Raw genomic sequence first — 15,538 nt, 5'->3', positions numbered from 1 at the left:
AAGTGCTTTCCGGTTCCGACAATGGAGATCATCGAAACCGGAAAGTGACTAAAATTTAGTTGTAGTAAGGAACCGGATCTTTGCCCAACTCAGGGTCCTGCACGATTTCCCCGGCGGGAATGGGCAGGTACATTTTGTCCTGGGTGAAGTTGGTGATGTAGTTGGCTCCGGTAACGGTGCCCCGGTTTTGCTTTTCGATCATGGATTTTGCTTTGGCAAATCCCTGACGCTGTATATCGTACCAGTAGTCGCCCTCGAAAGCGAATTCCACCCGGCGCTCGTGCAGTATGTCGTCGAGCGTGAAGGATGTGCGTGCGGGCAAGCCGGCCCGGCTGCGCACTAGGTTCAGGGCGTTCAGCGCCTTGGCATCGGTAGTGGAGGCCGAAGTACCCAGCGTAGCTTCGGCGTAAATCAGCAGTACATCGGCGTAGCGCAACAGCACCACGTTGTTTCCCGAATTTTGCCCCAGAACCGGTTCGCCACCGAAGCTTTTGCCGGGTCCGGCAAAGTACTTGGCAATGTTGGAGCGCGTGGCATTCATACTGCCGCCATCGGCCGTGGGCTGAATGGTATCGTAGCGGAAGCCATTGGCCATAAACTCATTGTACTTGGGTGCATTCACGCGCTGGGGCTTCCAGTTCAGGTTGGTCCAGCCGTGTTCCATCACCGACCATTTCCGGCGCAGATCGCCAAATTCATACTCCTTCAAGATATCGAGCGTCGGGATGTACATTTCCCAGGCATCGGCTTCGGCCGTGCGCAAAGCTCCGGCACCGCGGTCGGGGTTTTTGAGATTGCCCGTTCCCCAGGGATCCTGGGCCAGCTGGTGCTGGATAGAGAACAGTGATTCCGAGTTATTGTCCAGGCTCATCTTGGTAAACATGCCGTTGTAGTCGCTCACCAGACTGTACTTGCCCGAATTGATCACTTCTTCGGCTTTGGCCTTGGCGTTGGCGTAGTCTTTATTATACAGGTACAACTTGGCCATCATACCCTTGGCCGAGTACTTCGTCACGCGGCCCGGCACGTCGTTTTCGGGCAGGCCCGCTTCGGCCATTTTCAGGTCTTCCAGGGCAAAGCGCAAAACATCTTTTTGCAAATAGCGTGGAATGTTGAAGTTGCCCGACAGCGCCGTTTCACCCGGATCGGTGATGATGGGAGCAGCTCCCCAGGTACGGGCGATGTAAAAGTAGATCGTTCCCCGGATGAAGTGGCACTCGGCGATGGCAGGGTCAAGGTAGGCGGCTCCTCCCCCGGCGGCTTTCTTCTCCTCGAAGGTTTTGATCATCACGTTGGCGTAGCCGATAATTTTGTAAAAGGCACCCCAGGCAGCTCCGATACGATCGGAGGCCGACGAAACTGTAAAGTTCAGGTACTCGACATCGGTATAGGTGAACATGTTTCCGGCCATTACGTCGCCAATGGCATCCTGAGCACGGCTTTCGTAGTTGCGCCAGGGCAGGCCGCTGTACAGCGTGCTGGTAGCGCCCCGCACTTCTTCGGCGTTGTTATAGTAGTTTCCGGTGGTAGTTCCCGACAGCGAGGGTCGGTCGATGAAGTCTTCCTTGCAGGAAGCCAGCAGCAGCACCGGTAAAATCAGGGCAGTGATTGTTTTGAGTCTCATTGGTATCTTGTTTAAAATCAGTTTTTTATCCTTTCTTTTTTTTTCTTAGAACCTTACTGAAAGTAGTTGGCCATCAGCCGGGTACTTTACTAGAATTGCAGATTCGCGCCTACCGTGAAGGTGCGGGGGTTGGGGTAGTGGCCCGTGTCCACATTCATCAGCTTAATGCTATTGTTGAAAGACCCGATCTCGGGATCGTAGCCCGAGTAGTTGGTAAAGGTTTTCAGGTTCTGAATCGAGCCATAAATCCGCACCGTACCCAATTTTACTTTGCTCAATACTTTGGCGGGTAGCCGGTAGCCCAGCGTGATGTTCTGGATCCGGGCGTAGGAGGCATCCTCCACGTAACGATCCGACATGGCGGTGTTGTTCTTGTTCGTGTTCGTAAAGCGGGGCAGCGCACCGTCCACATTTTCTTCGGTATAGCGATCCGTCACCGTGTTCATCTGGTTGGTGTAGGCGTTGTTCAGCCCCTCCAACTGCCAGCGCAGAAAGTTGAAAGCCTTGGCTCCCTGACTACCCTGTAGAAATAGCGAGAAATCGAATCCACCGTAGTTGAACGAATTGGTCAGGCCCCAGCTGAATTTGGGCAGCGGGCTACCGATGAAGGTATAATCCTGTGCGTCGATCTTGTTGTCGCCATTGATGTCCTTGAAGCGAATATCACCCAGCCAGGTTTCGCTCTCGTTTACGTTGTAGCCAAACTGGGGAATGCTGTTGTCCAGGTCCGCTTGCGTACGGAACAGCCCGTCGGTCACCAGGCCCCAGAACGATCCCACGGGCCGCCCGGGCGTCGTGTGCGTAATGAGGTAGTTGTTGTAATACACCTTGCCGTCGAGAGCGGAAGCCGCGCTGGCCGCCTGGTCGTAGCTGTTAGTGAATTGCGTAAAGACTAGATTCGTTTTCCAGGTAAAATCGCCTTTTTTGATATTCGTGGTCGTGATACCGATGTCCACGCCCGTGTTGGTCATTTGCCCTGCATTGCCAAGCGGCGCTTTCAGATCGTCCCATTGGTCACCCACCCCGATGAGGTTCGGGCCAGTCAGGAAGATAATCATGTCGGACGTCACCTTTTTGTATACGTCAATCGTGGCGTCAATGCGTCCACCCAAGAAACCCAGGTCAAGCCCCACGTTAGAGGTTTTGACTGATTCCCATTTCAGATTGGGATTGGGGATACCATTGATCATGTTGGATGAACCAAAGCCCACCGGACCGGAGAAAAACTGCACGGCGCCCACGTAAGCGGGGTTCGGCGCGCCACTGGGGAAGTTCTGATTACCCACCACGCCGTAACCCAGGCGTAGTTTAGTGAAATTGAGCACATTGTTGATGGCTCCCTTCATGAATTTTTCGTTCGAGATCGTCCAGCCCGCCGATACGCCGGGAAAGTACCCCCAGCGATTGTTTGGACCAAAGTTGGACGAGCCATCGGCCCGGAAACTGGCCGAAAGCGAGAAGCGCTCGTCGTAGGTGTAGTTGGCGCGGGCAAAGTATGATTCCATCGCCCACTGACCTTTGCCACCACTCAGCCCCCAGGTAGTCTGGTCGGCACTACCCGTGTTGAGGTCAAAAATATTAGCCTGCAGATCCACTTTAGTACCTGAAATGCCCTGGTAATAGGAGTTCTGGACCTGGTGACCCAGCGTAGCCTGAATGCCGTGTTTCTTAAAGTACTTATTGTAGCTCAGGTAGTTGGTCAGCGACCAGTAGTAGCTATCCGAGCGCGAGTCGATCAGCTTGCTGCGGAAGGAAGTACCGCCCACGTTACCCGATTTCTGGAAAGCTTCATTGTTGTTTTGTCCCAGCGAGTAAGACAATTCGTTGCGGAGCGACAGGTCTTTCAGTAGTTGGAATTCGGCGTATAAGCTACCGAAAATGTTATTGGTAGTCTTGGTATTGCCACGAAACTGGCTGTTACCCACAAGGTTGGTGTTATTATACTGCACACCGCCGATTGTCTGACCACCGCCCCAGGTACCATCCAGGTTTTTCACGGGTGTCAGCGGACTGGTGGAAGCGCCCCACCAGATGGTGCCCTCGGCCGCGTCGGCCAGCGAGATATTCTGGATGCTGCGCGATACGTTGGCGCTCAGGCCCACTTTTGCCCAGCTTTTCAGCTGCGTGTCCATGCTAAAACGCGACGAGTACCGCTTGAAATCGGAGCCAAGCAGAATACCTTTATTATCGAAGTAGTTGAGCGAGAGGTAGTAGGTAGTTTTGTCCCGTCCGCCCGAAAAACTCAGTTGCTGGTTGTTGATCGTGCCGCGCTGAAACATGGCATCCTGCCAATCGGTACCCGGGCCAAGCAGCTCAGGGTTCTTGAATTCGTCGGCTACCGGATTTCCTATGATAGGAAGTACCTCGTTCTGGTAGCGGGCAAAGTCAGGTAGTTTCATCAAATCCAGCTTCCGGGCTACTTCCGAAACCCCGGTGTACATCTCGTAGCTGATTTTGCCTTCACCTGACTTGCCTTTTTTAGTGGTAATCAGGATAACGCCATTGGCCGCCTGCGAACCATAAATGGCCTGCGCCGAAGCATCTTTCAACACGTCGATGCTTTCGATGTCGTTAGGATTCAGCATGGCCATTACGCTGTTGCCGGTTTGACCATCGCCCCCACCCAGACCCGCGTAACCCGTGCTCGACGACGTGTTGCCACCCACGAAGGGAACACCGTCGATGACGAAGAGTGGGTCATTGTTGTTGATAGAAGTCACACCCCGTACTTTAACCGACACGCCACCGCCGGGCTGGCCACCGTTGCTCGTTACCGTTACCCCGGCCGCTTTACCTTGCAAAAGCTGGTCGATACCCGCCGCTGGAATATCCTTGATGTCGGCGGCTTTTACCGTCGTAATCGAGGAAGTTACGTCCGCCCGCTTGGAAGTACCGTAGCCGATCACCACGACTTCGTCGAGGGTGCGGTCAGCGGGTGCCAGCACTACATTGATGGTAGTTCGGCTCCCTACTTCCACTTCCTGAGTAGCCATACCGATAAATGAAAACACCAGTACATTGGCCCCGGCTGGCATATTGATCGAGTACTCGCCGTCCACGTTGGTCGAAGTACCCATTTGCATTCCTTTCACAGACACCGTGGCGCCCGGCAGCGTATTTCCTTTTTCGTCGGATACCACTCCTTTCACTACCGCCTTAGTGTCTGTTACTTTATTAACAGCAGACTTATTGGCCCGGGCCAACACCAATTGGTTTTTTGCGGGTCTGACTTCGGTCGGGCTCTGAGCGGCCAGGCTGAGCCACCCGCCGAGGGTAAGGAATCCCAAAAGCACATGTTTCATCATCATAGGTCGATTAAAGGTTAACTTATACATTAGAATTGGTAGATAATTGTGTTGTTGGCAATTTTGACTTCGTGAGTAAACTCTTATAAATCAAGCCTTAATCAAGGCCGGTTTTAGCAACTTCTCCATAGGAAGTGAAATCATCACGGATGTTCCCTTGCCTGGTTCACTCTGCCACATGACCTGCCCACCCAGAAAAGCAATGCGGGAATGGATGTTGGCGATTCCGTCGCCGGCTAGTGACTCCTGTTCGAAGTCGGCCCCGCGCCCGTCGTCATCCACGCTGATGAGGGTAGTTTCGTTACTGGCCATCACCTGCACGGCGATGGTCCGGGCATCAGCGTGTTTGAGCGCGTTATTGAGCAACTCCTGAACTACCCGATAGATCATCACAGACGCTTCGTTGGCCAGCGGCGGCATCTCGCCGTAATGTTCCAACACCAATTCGGTTTCGTTGACCAGATTTAGCTTTTGCACCAAATCTTCCAGCGCCGGAATGAATCCAAACGTGGAAAGCGAATAAGGCCGCAGGTTACTGGAAATCAAGCGCGTTTCGGTACAGGCTTCGTCCAGAAACTGGTTTAAAGGCTCCTTGACACTCAGGGGCAATTGTTCTTCGTGTGCTTCGACAAAAAGCTTGATTCGAGACAACTGAATGCCCAACCCGTCGTGCAGGTCCCGGGCGATACGGCTGCGTTCACCTTCCTGTCCTTCGATCATAGCGCGTAACGATTTCAGTTCCAGTTCCCGAATCTGTTGTTGGGCAATGACCGTTTCCTGGTGCGCAATCAGCTTTTGCTGACGACGCAAAAAAATCAACGCCCCTACGCCTAATACGCTAATAATCAACCCAACAGCTAACAGCGTATTGAGAACGCGCTGGCTTCGGTTCTGCTCTTCCACCAATTGCTTCTCGATCGCCAGGTTTTTGATCTGGCTTTCGTATTCCTGCAGCCGGATGCTTTTGGTCTGCTCCGAGGTATTAAAGCGGTTGGCATAATCCAGTGTCAATACAGAAGCCTTATAGGCATTTTCGTAGTCACCCAGCCGCGCGTAGCTGTCGGCAGTGTGCCGGGACAACTCCCGCAGCATCGACAGATCGTTTTCTGATTTGGCAATATCCACGCTCTTCTGGTAGAAGCCAATAGCCTCTCTTGACTCGTTTCTAAACTGATGCACCAGCCCCAGATAAAAATGGTTCAGGGCAATAAGCCATTTGATATCCAGCGAGTTGGCGATTTTCAAACTACGATTGGCATAGTACTCGGCTGAATCCGGCATTTTTGCCCTTGAATAGGTGTTGGCCAACAGATTGAGAGCATAGGCCTGGGATTGGGGCTGCCTGTATTGGGCGCTCATTTGTTCCGTTTTGCGCAATTCAGTGATCAGATTGGCGGGCAGAGGTTCTTTTTTCTGGGCAATATTGGCCAGCCCCAGCCGGCTTTCGATTACCTTGGGAATGTTGCCAGCCCGTGCAAAGTACCTCCGGGCCTTCTGAAGGTAATCCTCAGCTGTAGCCTGCATAAAATAATCATGAGCATAGTAGTCTCCGATCACGATATATTCACTGTAATAGCCCAGCGAATCGCCTTGCAAGCCGTAGTAATGCAAACCTTTGAAGTACGCATCCAGGGAATGTTTGTTATAGCCATATTGCTGGTGATATAACTTTCCCAGGTAGTCATACGAAAGGGCTACCTGACCGTGTTTTCTCTCCTGTACCAACTGACTGATTCGTTGTTTGACGCTATCGACTTCTGCCGGTTCGCCCACAGACAGTATCGTCTGGCATTCGCCGTTTGACCAGAGCAGGGTCAGTACGAAAATCCAGAGTACCCGTAGCGTATCATGCCAGAAAGCAGGTTTCATTCAGTAGTTAAATTCAACTCGTGGAACTGATCACGCAATCAAATGCAGTTCCATGGCAGTTTTGATCAAAAGCGCCGTATTCGGAACCCCAAACTTCATAAGCAGACTGCTGCGATGAAACTCCACAGCCTTGGCACTCACAAACATCTGAGCCGCCATTTGCTGGGTGGTCAGCCCCTGTGCAATCAGCGCCAACACCTCTGACTCTCGAGGTGTGAGCTTTGGCTTCAATGCCACTCCGGCGGCTGATTTACGGCTCTGGGGCTCATCGTTGAGCAGGATATGCGTAATCGTTTCGTTGAAATACTGCTTTTCCTGATACACGGCCCTGATGGCCTGAAGCAGCTCCACTTTGGTGGTGTTTTTCAGCAAGTACCCCTTTGCGCCTTTCTTCACCACCCGCTTGATCAGACTCGCATCATCGTGCATCGTCAGGGCTATGACCTTGACGGTCGGATAAGTCTGAGTAATGTATTCACACAAACCCAGCCCCGCTTCTATCTGTGGGAAGGAAATGTCCAGCAGAACGACATCCATTTCGGCGTTACTCAGCCGCTCCATCACCGATTCTACCGTGTAGCACCGTTCTCTCACTTCAATGTCCTCCGAACCAGAAATGAGCGACTCTATGCCTTCGACAAATACATTGTGGTCATCGGCTATCAATACGCGTATCATGGCTGGCCTTTCAGTGATCAGGGACGGTGCAGGATTGGCTTTGGTTGGAAGTCTGCCTAGTGACAATTGGGTTTTTCTACGTTTTGTTTCGCAAAATTGAATTTTGTGTAGCAAAAGTAGGATTTAATAAGACACCAATATAATAGTGAAAACCCTAAACTTTGGCTTGTTAGGGTTTTCACTAAGTACTTACAAAATGTATAAACAGGAGGCTACCGGAGAGGCATAGCGGGAAGAGAATCTGGATCTTGACTAGCTTACTTCGCCAGAATTTCCATCAAAAACTCCCGAAACGGCCCCGCAAACTCTTTGCGTTTCAGGGCAAAAGCGACGGTCGTTTTCAGAAAATCCAGCTTATTGCCAATGTCATGGCGCTGGCCTTCGATGCGGTGGGCGTAGATGTTCTCTCGGCGCAGCAGTAAAAGTAGCGAGTCGGTAAGCTGAATTTCGCCGCCCTTTCCTTTAGGCGTTTTCTCGATGGTCTGAAAAATGTCAGGGGTCAGAATGTAGCGCCCTGCGATGGCGAGATTGGAAGGAGCGCTGCCAATTGCCGGCTTTTCAATCAGGGTTTTCAGTTCAAGAATGATATCACTCAGAGCGTCGCCTCCGACAATCCCGTAGCGGTCAACCTTATCAGCGGGAACTTCTTCCACCGCAATTACCGAACCGCCATATTGCTCGTAGGTATCCATCAATTGCTGCGTAACCGGAATGACCGAATCCATAATCGTATCCCCCAGAAGTACGGCAAAGGGTTCGTCGCCTACGTGATGGCGGGCATAATGGATAGCATCGCCCAGGCCATTGGCTTCCTTTTGGCGCACAAAATGGATATTGGCCATGTCGGCCAGGCGGCGCATTTCGGTATGCCAGGCCTGGTCTTCCTTTTCTTCCAAACGGGCTTCCAGTTCGAAGTTGCGATCGAAGTGGTCCTCGATGGCCCGTTTTCCTTTGCCGGAGATAATCAGAATGTCCTCGATCCCTGAGTCCACAGCTTCCTGCACGACATATTGGATCGTCGGGATATCGATGATGGGCAACATTTCCTTGGGCATGGACTTGGTGGCGGGCAGAAAGCGGGTGCCTAGTCCGGCGGCGGGAATAACGGCTTTACGAATCATATTTTGGCTTTTGGCCGTCGGCTTTCGGCGATCGGCTTATTTTTTTAGATAAAATGGAATATCCTCCTATTGATATTGAAGTCCATACGAGAAAATGGCTGCAAGGGTAAAGCAGCCGAACCCCTATACTACAAAAGGCTTCACCACCCGGGCGTTGTGCTTCTTAAGTTCTACGAACAGGCGGTTGAGCATATCGTCGTCACGGTAAGTACCGATAATCGTTCCGCCCGATCCGGCGAATTTAGCGGATGCACCGCAGCTTCGGGCCGCAGCGATCAGCTGCTTATTGGATTCCGATACATTGTAAATCTGGCATCGAAGGTCAAAATTCTGGTTGATAAGATCGTGCAGGTCGTCGGGACGACCCTCTAGTAGGGCTGCGCGACCCTCAGCGGCGCGTTGCGCAATCTGGTTGAGCACATCTTTCACTTCGGCTTCGCCCCGGTCAAATCGGGCGCGCACATCACTGTGTACTTTGCCCGATACCTTGCTCAGGTGGGTATTGTAAGCAACATAAAGCTTGGGCAGCAGGGCAGGGTTAAGGCGCTCATATTCACCGTACCCCTGCTTTTCGATGAGTTCTTTATCAAAATTCATATAGACGCAGCCCTCGTAGCACTGAATGACGCGATCCTGCAAACCTGCCGCAATGCCCAATTCTTCAGTTTCGGAATTAAGCACGAGTTGAGGGAGGTGTTCCAACGGGATTTCCACCTTGTAGAACTGGATCAAAGCCCGGAACAGCGCCACGACTATGGCGCTGGAACCCGACATACCTACCTGCCGGGGTATCGACGAGCGGTAACGGACGGTGAAGTTGCGATTGGGTAACCGAATACCGTTCTGTTCGCAATACTCCGCAAACTTTTTGATACCTGCCTTGATAAGTGGGATTCCCCCGTTATAGCCCAGCATACTCACTGAGTCGCGCAGATGATACACACTTTTGAAAGTACTACTATCCTGCGGCTGTGGCTCAATGTGCAATTCGGGAGACTCGTAGAGGGAAATCGAGGTGCCGAAGTTACGCACAGACACCGAAATCGTCTTGCCGAAAAAACCATCCGAAGGGTTGCCGAGCAGCCCGGCTCGGGCGTAGGCACGCGTTTCTATAATCAAGGAACCAGTTGCTTTTTTTGCCAATATTACGAAGAAATACCGGAACAGAACAAACTTGGCTAGTCAAACCGCTGATATGATTATGTAAAAATTTCCAGCGCTAAAAATCAGCGGCAGACGTGGTGACATCGTGCGACTCCTGAACCCCTGAAAAGAAATAGGGTGAATGAGTGATTTGAAACAATCACTCATTCACCCTTTCGGATATTTTGGGCCTGATTAAGCCTTAGCCACCTGAATGTTAAACTCAAGCTTGACATCGTCGCTCACGACAATTCCGCCTGCCTCGGTTACGCCGCCCCACACTAGGCCGAAGTCTTTGCGATTGATTTTACCGGTTACTTCAAATCCCGCTTTGTAGTTTCCGTAAAAGTCGGTCATGTAGCCGCCATGCTCCGCTTTCAGCTCTACCGATTTGGTAGTGTCCTTGATCGTCAAGTCTCCGGTGATAATGTAATCGTCATCTCCTACCTTTTTTACATTAGTCGATACAAAGGTCATTTTCGGGAATTTTTCCACGTCGAAAAATTCTGCTGTGCGCAGGTGCTGGTCGCGTTGTTCCTGATTGGTATCCACGCTGACGGTATCGGCACTGAAAGCGATTTCCGCCGTGCTGAAATCCTCGCCATCCGTTTCTACCGTGCCTTCAAACTGTCGAAAATGACCTGTTACAGTTGAAATGACCAAATGTTTCACTTTGAACTGGATTTCGGAATGGGTAGGGTCAATGTTCCAAACCGTTTTTGTTGCTGTTTCCATGATTTTTGAAAAAAGGATTATTAATGTGATTACAATTGATGTATATACACACAATAATAAAAAAAAGTTTGCCTGGATAAAAAAAAAGGCCAAATACGTATAGTATCTGGCCTTAACATTCTCAATATCAGCAGCTCAAATCCCTCCCTCGCGATCAGTATCCCGATCGGGTACTTTCCCAGGCGTACCATCCGACTCCTCGGAAGGTGGCGTAGTTTTAGGCGTATTCTTGGGGAATGACGGATATACGGGCGGTTCCAAAAGCTCTTTCCCGGTACCGGGTATTGCGGGTTCTCCTCTTTTACGTGCCATTATATAGTTAGTTTAGTTGACAAATTTCTATTTAAGAGCTTCAAAAAGAACCGTTCCGTCCCGGCATCACCAATAGTTCTGCAGTAGTTGGGGAATATTTTCTATAGATAATTAAAATTTCCCACAAAAAAGCCGCCCACCGGAAGGCGGGCGGCTCGAAATCCAGAATACGAAAGTACTCGATCGCGTAACCTGAACCTGTCTAGTTCTTCGGCATCGCAAAAATGCTCTCGTCCACCGTAGGATTCACCTGCACGTTATTAACCATCATTGTCATCACGCCCGGCATGGCAGGCGATTCAATTTCAGTCGTGAAGGGAAAGGTCACTCCGTCCACCTGCTTGAAGTTGGAAAAATTGGTTTTCACTTCTACTGCCTGTCCCTGTACTTCGGTATTGATAACCGATTTGAGGATATAATAGGTATCCTTGGAAATGTAATGCGTCGCCGTAGCTCCATTGGCCATATCAACTTTCACCACATACATGGGTGCGCCTTCCACGGTTTCCTCACCCATTAGCTCAGCCTTATGACCCTTGGCTTTGTAGTTGTATAGTCCCGTCAGATCCAACTGCCCGGCTGACATCTTCACCTGATCCTCGGGCAAGGCCATCGCAGTAGTTTGGCCGGCCATGGGGTTAATCATCCAGCCCGTCTCGCCGTCGATCGCCTGCACAATGGCCGACCCCTGCACCGTCGTTTCGCTGCGCATTCCGCGTCCCTGCACAATGGTAGTCGTCGAAGGAAGGTCCATGCCCATGATCTGAGCCGTTGCCTCCATCTTCAAACCCTTAATGCTGGAGTACTTGTCACCACCCATTGCGGCCACATGCTTGTCGATGACTTCATCCACTGACTGGGCCTGAGCCGTATTGAGTACCAGGACGAAGGCAAACAGCCCGAGTAATTTCACTATTGATTGATTACGCATAATAAGGTTTATCTTTTTGATGAAATGAAAACAAACTAAACAATTTCGAACAGACACTGGGACAAATATGGTACCAGCGGTTTACCGTGGTTACTACTAGTCCAAATAATTGATAAAGTAAACTCGAAGCATTGAAACTTCGTTCATAATTTTTGAGCGCCCCACCACTCCACTCTTGCTTCGAAACCAACTTCCAATTCAAAAAAGAAGGGAAGCATCGCTTTCGCATGTGCTTCCCTATCAAAAGGAGGGTCAACTATTTCTTATGCCAAAGCTTCCGCTCCACCCACGATTTCCAGAATTTCTTTGGTAATAGCTGCCTGACGTGTCCGGTTGTAGACGAGCCGCAGGTCTTTCAAAAGTTCCTGGGCGTTGTCGGTGGCCTTATCCATGGCAGTCATCCTGGCACCATGTTCCGAGGCGTTGGATTCCAACACTGCCCGGTACAATTGTATTTTAAGCGATTTGGGGATCAGTTCGTTGACGATCTGCTCCTCATCCGGCTCAAAGGTATAGTTGATATTCGGTCGACCGCCCTGCCCGTTGGCTGGGTCAGACGCAATGGGCAAAAACTGCTCGGTACGGATAATTTGGGTAGCGACGTTCTTGAATTCGTTGAATATCAGATCAACGCGATCATACTGGCCATTGGCAAACATCGCCATCGCTGCTTCGGCAGCCTCTTTCACAGCCACAAAGCTGAGTTGCGTAAAGATGCCCTGATAAGCCGCATTCACCTTGAAGCCCCGGCGGGTCATGCCTTCGGCTCCTTTTTTACCGATAGCCAAAACCTCTACCTTCCCCTGACGTGCCAGATCGGCATAGTTGGCCTCAATGTGAGCCATTGCGGCTTTGATGACATTGGTGTTGAATGCACCACACAATCCCCGATCAGAGGTCACCAGAATCAGCAACACCTTCTCTACAGACCGCGTCTGGCCGAATGGGCTGTCAGAACCGGTCTCGCTACCCGATGATACTGTTGCCAGCATTTCGCCCAGTTTTTGAGCATAGGGCCGCATCTGTATAATGTTGTCCTGCGCACGGCGCAACTTCGCCGCCGCCACCATTTTCATGGCGCGGGTGATCTGCTGGGTAGAGCTAACCGAGACTATGCGGTTACGTACTTCTTTTAAGCTTGCCATTCGTTCAATTTTGAATGAGAGATCAAGGGAATCAGGGAATAATTTTTAATTCTCTCGATCACTCATTCATCCAAAATTAAATATACTTAGCCGCGATTTCCTTCGCTACTTTTTCCAACACAGCGGTAAGTGTGTCGTCAAATTTTCCGGCGCGGAAAGCGCTCATCGTATCGGCATACTGGCCTGAAAGTACCGTGAGGTAATCCTCCTGGAATTCTTTCACCCTTTCGACGGGAACCTTATCGATTAGACCTTTGGTAGAAGCGTAGATGATAGCTACCTGCTGCTCCACAGGAACGGGGCTATACTGCGGCTGCTTGAGTACCTCCTGGTTGCGGCGTCCACGGTCAATGGCCAACTGCGTGGCGGCATCGAGGTCAGAACCGAACTTGGCGAAAGCTTCCAGTTCGCGGAACTGAGCCTGGTCGAGCTTCAGGGTACCCGCTACTTTTTTCATTGATTTGATCTGGGCGTTACCTCCTACCCGCGACACCGAAATACCCACGTTGATGGCGGGACGTATACCGGAGTTGAACAGGTTCGTTTCCAGGAAGATCTGACCGTCGGTGATCGAAATTACATTTGTAGGAATATAGGCCGACACGTCACCAGCCTGCGTTTCGATGATCGGCAGTGCCGTCAGCGAACCGCCGCCTTTCACCCTGCCTTTCAGCGAAGGAGGCAGATCGTTCATGTTCTGGGCAATCGAATCATCGTTTACGATCTTGGCAGCCCGCTCCAACAGGCGGCTGTGCAGATAGAATACGTCGCCGGGATAAGCTTCGCGTCCGGGTGGGCGGCGAAGCAGCAGCGACACCTCACGGTACGATACAGCTTGCTTGGAAAGGTCGTCGTAAATCACCAGCGCGGGGCGTCCCGTATCACGGAAGTATTCGCCGATGGCCGCTCCCGTGAAGGGTGCGAAAAACTGCATGGGCGTGGGATCGGAAGCACCGGCGGCCACGATGACGGTGTAATCCATCGCACCGTAGCGACGCAGGGTAGCCTCGATCTGCTTGATTGTGGAAGCCTTCTGCCCACAAGCTACGTAGATACAATAAACCGGCTCACCCCGATCGTAGAATTCCTTCTGGTTGATGATGGTATCGATGCAAACAGCCGTCTTACCGGTCTGCCGGTCACCAATCACCAGCTCGCGTTGGCCGCGACCAATGGGGATCATGGCATCGATTGCCTTGATACCTGTCTGCAGCGGTTCGGTTACGGGCTGGCGGAAGATTACGCCAGGTGCCTTGCGTTCTAGCGGCATCTCGAACAATTCGCCCTGTACGGGACCAAGTCCATCGATGGGCTCGGCCAAAGTGTTGACTACGCGGCCCGCAATACCGTCGCCTACCTGGATTGAGGCGATTTCGTTGGTACGCTTCACCGTGTCGCCCTCTTTGATTTCGCTCGACTCTCCGAGCAAAACCGCGCCGACGTTGTCTTCTTCAAGGTTAAGCACCAAGGCTTTCAGGCCATTTTCAAAAACCAGCAATTCGCCAGCTTGTACTTTGGAAAGGCCGTAGATACGCGCCACGCCGTCACCGACCTGCAGCACCGTACCGACTTCTTCGAGTTCCGCCTCTGATTTCGAACCCGCGAGTTGCTCGCGCAAAATGGCTGAAACTTCGTCCGGTCTTACAGATACCATATAATGTGATTTACTAGATTTGGGAGTTGAGGTTGTCTCTGTTTCAAAAACAGCCGCAAATTTACGATTTTATTTGTTAATATTTTGATTTACTCTAAAAAAACTCCATGCCCCAAATTATACTTTTCTAAGGATTGCCCATACGCAGGAAAATATACCAACGAAAGACATTCTCAGGGGGCTAGCGGTGCCCTCCAAACTTTTTCCGGGCCGAATTGTGTTTATTAGACAAATGCTTTCGTTTCTTTACCGTCTTTTCAATATTTTATACTAAACAGTACCTGTAAAACCGAATGTACCGTATCTTGAAATCAATGGCCGCATTTGCATTTTGCGCCACTTTCCTATCCACCCAGACCCTTGCGCAAACTTCCAAAGCCACTGCAAAACCTGCCACTACACCAGCTGCCGCGCCCAAACCGCTGAAAACTGCCCTCGACTCCGTCGCGTATGCGATTGGACTCAGCGTAGGTGGCTCACTGAAGGCCCAGGGGCTTTCGGACATCAACACCAATTTGTTGTTGAAGGCAATTAATGAAACGCTGAAAGAACAGGATACCGAACTTACCCCTGAGCAGGCTAATCAGTACATCGGCGAATATTTTCAGAAACAAGCTAGTGCCAAAGGCAACGCCAACCTGGCGGCAGGCAAAAAGTTTTTGGAAGAAAACAAGAAACGTCCCAATGTGACAACGACCGCCAGCGGCCTGCAATATGAAATAGTAAAGCTGGGCGAAGGACCAAAACCTGCCGATACGTCACGCGTGAAAGTGGATTACCACGGGACATTGATCGATGGAACGGTTTTTGACAGTTCTGTTGAGCGGGGCGAACCCGTAGAGTTTCCCGTCAGCGGCGTCATCAAAGGCTGGACAGAGGCTTTGAAGCTGATGCCCGTAGGTTCAAAGTTCCGGTTGTTTATTCCCGCCGATCTTGCCTATGGCGAGCGTGCCGCCGGACCTAAAATCGGGCCGAGCTCGACGCTGATTTTTGATGTGGAATTATTAGAAATCCTTTAACT

At 51.1% G+C, this 15,538-nt stretch carries 12 protein-coding genes; 1 reads left to right on the top strand and 11 read right to left on the bottom strand.

The window, feature by feature from the left end; translation table 11 throughout:
• Positions 1-55: 55 nt before the first annotated feature.
• From IE117_RS02305 to atpA, 11 genes are all read right to left on the bottom strand, one after another.
• Positions 56-1,624: a RagB/SusD family nutrient uptake outer membrane protein gene (locus IE117_RS02305; RefSeq protein WP_189562731.1), complete on the bottom strand. Its 1,569-nt coding sequence runs from the start codon at positions 1,622-1,624 to the stop codon at positions 56-58.
• An 89-nt stretch (positions 1,625-1,713) separates the two neighbouring features.
• The gene (locus IE117_RS02300; RefSeq protein WP_229580203.1) at positions 1,714-4,932 is read right to left on the bottom strand and encodes a SusC/RagA family TonB-linked outer membrane protein; all 3,219 of its coding nucleotides are present in this window, start codon (positions 4,930-4,932) and stop codon (positions 1,714-1,716) included.
• Positions 4,933-5,019: 87 nt separating this feature from the next.
• On the bottom strand, positions 5,020-6,798 hold the full coding sequence (locus tag IE117_RS02295) for a tetratricopeptide repeat-containing sensor histidine kinase (protein WP_189562730.1): 1,779 nt from the start codon (positions 6,796-6,798) through the stop codon (positions 5,020-5,022).
• 30 nt (positions 6,799-6,828) lie between these two features.
• A complete protein-coding gene (locus tag IE117_RS02290; protein WP_189562729.1) occupies positions 6,829-7,476 on the bottom strand; it encodes a response regulator transcription factor in 648 nt (215 codons plus the stop codon).
• Between the two features lie 257 nt (positions 7,477-7,733).
• Positions 7,734-8,597 carry a UTP--glucose-1-phosphate uridylyltransferase GalU gene (gene galU, locus IE117_RS02285; protein ID WP_189562728.1) on the bottom strand — a complete coding sequence of 288 codons (864 nt, stop codon included), beginning with the start codon at positions 8,595-8,597 and terminating at the stop codon, positions 7,734-7,736.
• Positions 8,598-8,720: 123 nt separating this feature from the next.
• Entirely contained in the window at positions 8,721-9,716 is a 996-nt protein-coding gene (locus tag IE117_RS02280; protein ID WP_189562727.1) for a mevalonate kinase family protein, read from the bottom strand.
• Between the two features lie 219 nt (positions 9,717-9,935).
• The gene (locus IE117_RS02275; RefSeq protein WP_189562726.1) at positions 9,936-10,475 is read right to left on the bottom strand and encodes a YceI family protein; all 540 of its coding nucleotides are present in this window, start codon (positions 10,473-10,475) and stop codon (positions 9,936-9,938) included.
• A 135-nt stretch (positions 10,476-10,610) separates the two neighbouring features.
• Positions 10,611-10,787 (bottom strand): hypothetical protein, encoded by a 177-nt coding sequence (locus IE117_RS02270; protein WP_189562725.1) that lies wholly within the window; start codon positions 10,785-10,787, stop codon positions 10,611-10,613.
• 202 nt (positions 10,788-10,989) lie between these two features.
• A complete protein-coding gene (locus tag IE117_RS02265; RefSeq protein ID WP_189562724.1) occupies positions 10,990-11,718 on the bottom strand; it encodes a LolA-like protein in 729 nt (242 codons plus the stop codon).
• A gap of 263 nt (positions 11,719-11,981) precedes the next feature.
• On the bottom strand, positions 11,982-12,863 hold the full coding sequence (gene atpG / locus IE117_RS02260; RefSeq protein ID WP_189562723.1) for an ATP synthase F1 subunit gamma: 882 nt from the start codon (positions 12,861-12,863) through the stop codon (positions 11,982-11,984).
• A 76-nt stretch (positions 12,864-12,939) separates the two neighbouring features.
• Entirely contained in the window at positions 12,940-14,517 is a 1,578-nt protein-coding gene (gene atpA / locus IE117_RS02255; RefSeq protein WP_189562722.1) for a F0F1 ATP synthase subunit alpha, read from the bottom strand.
• Positions 14,518-14,831: 314 nt separating this feature from the next.
• Between atpA and bamJ the strand changes: the two genes are divergently transcribed.
• Positions 14,832-15,536 (top strand): BamJ family beta-barrel-assembly machinery protein, encoded by a 705-nt coding sequence (gene bamJ, locus IE117_RS02250; protein ID WP_308439259.1) that lies wholly within the window; start codon positions 14,832-14,834, stop codon positions 15,534-15,536.
• Positions 15,537-15,538 lie beyond the last annotated feature (2 nt).

The organism is Persicitalea jodogahamensis (assembly GCF_014651615.1).
GTDB lineage: Bacteria > Bacteroidota > Bacteroidia > Cytophagales > Spirosomataceae > Persicitalea > Persicitalea jodogahamensis.
This window is presented reverse-complemented; position numbering and strand designations above follow the sequence as displayed.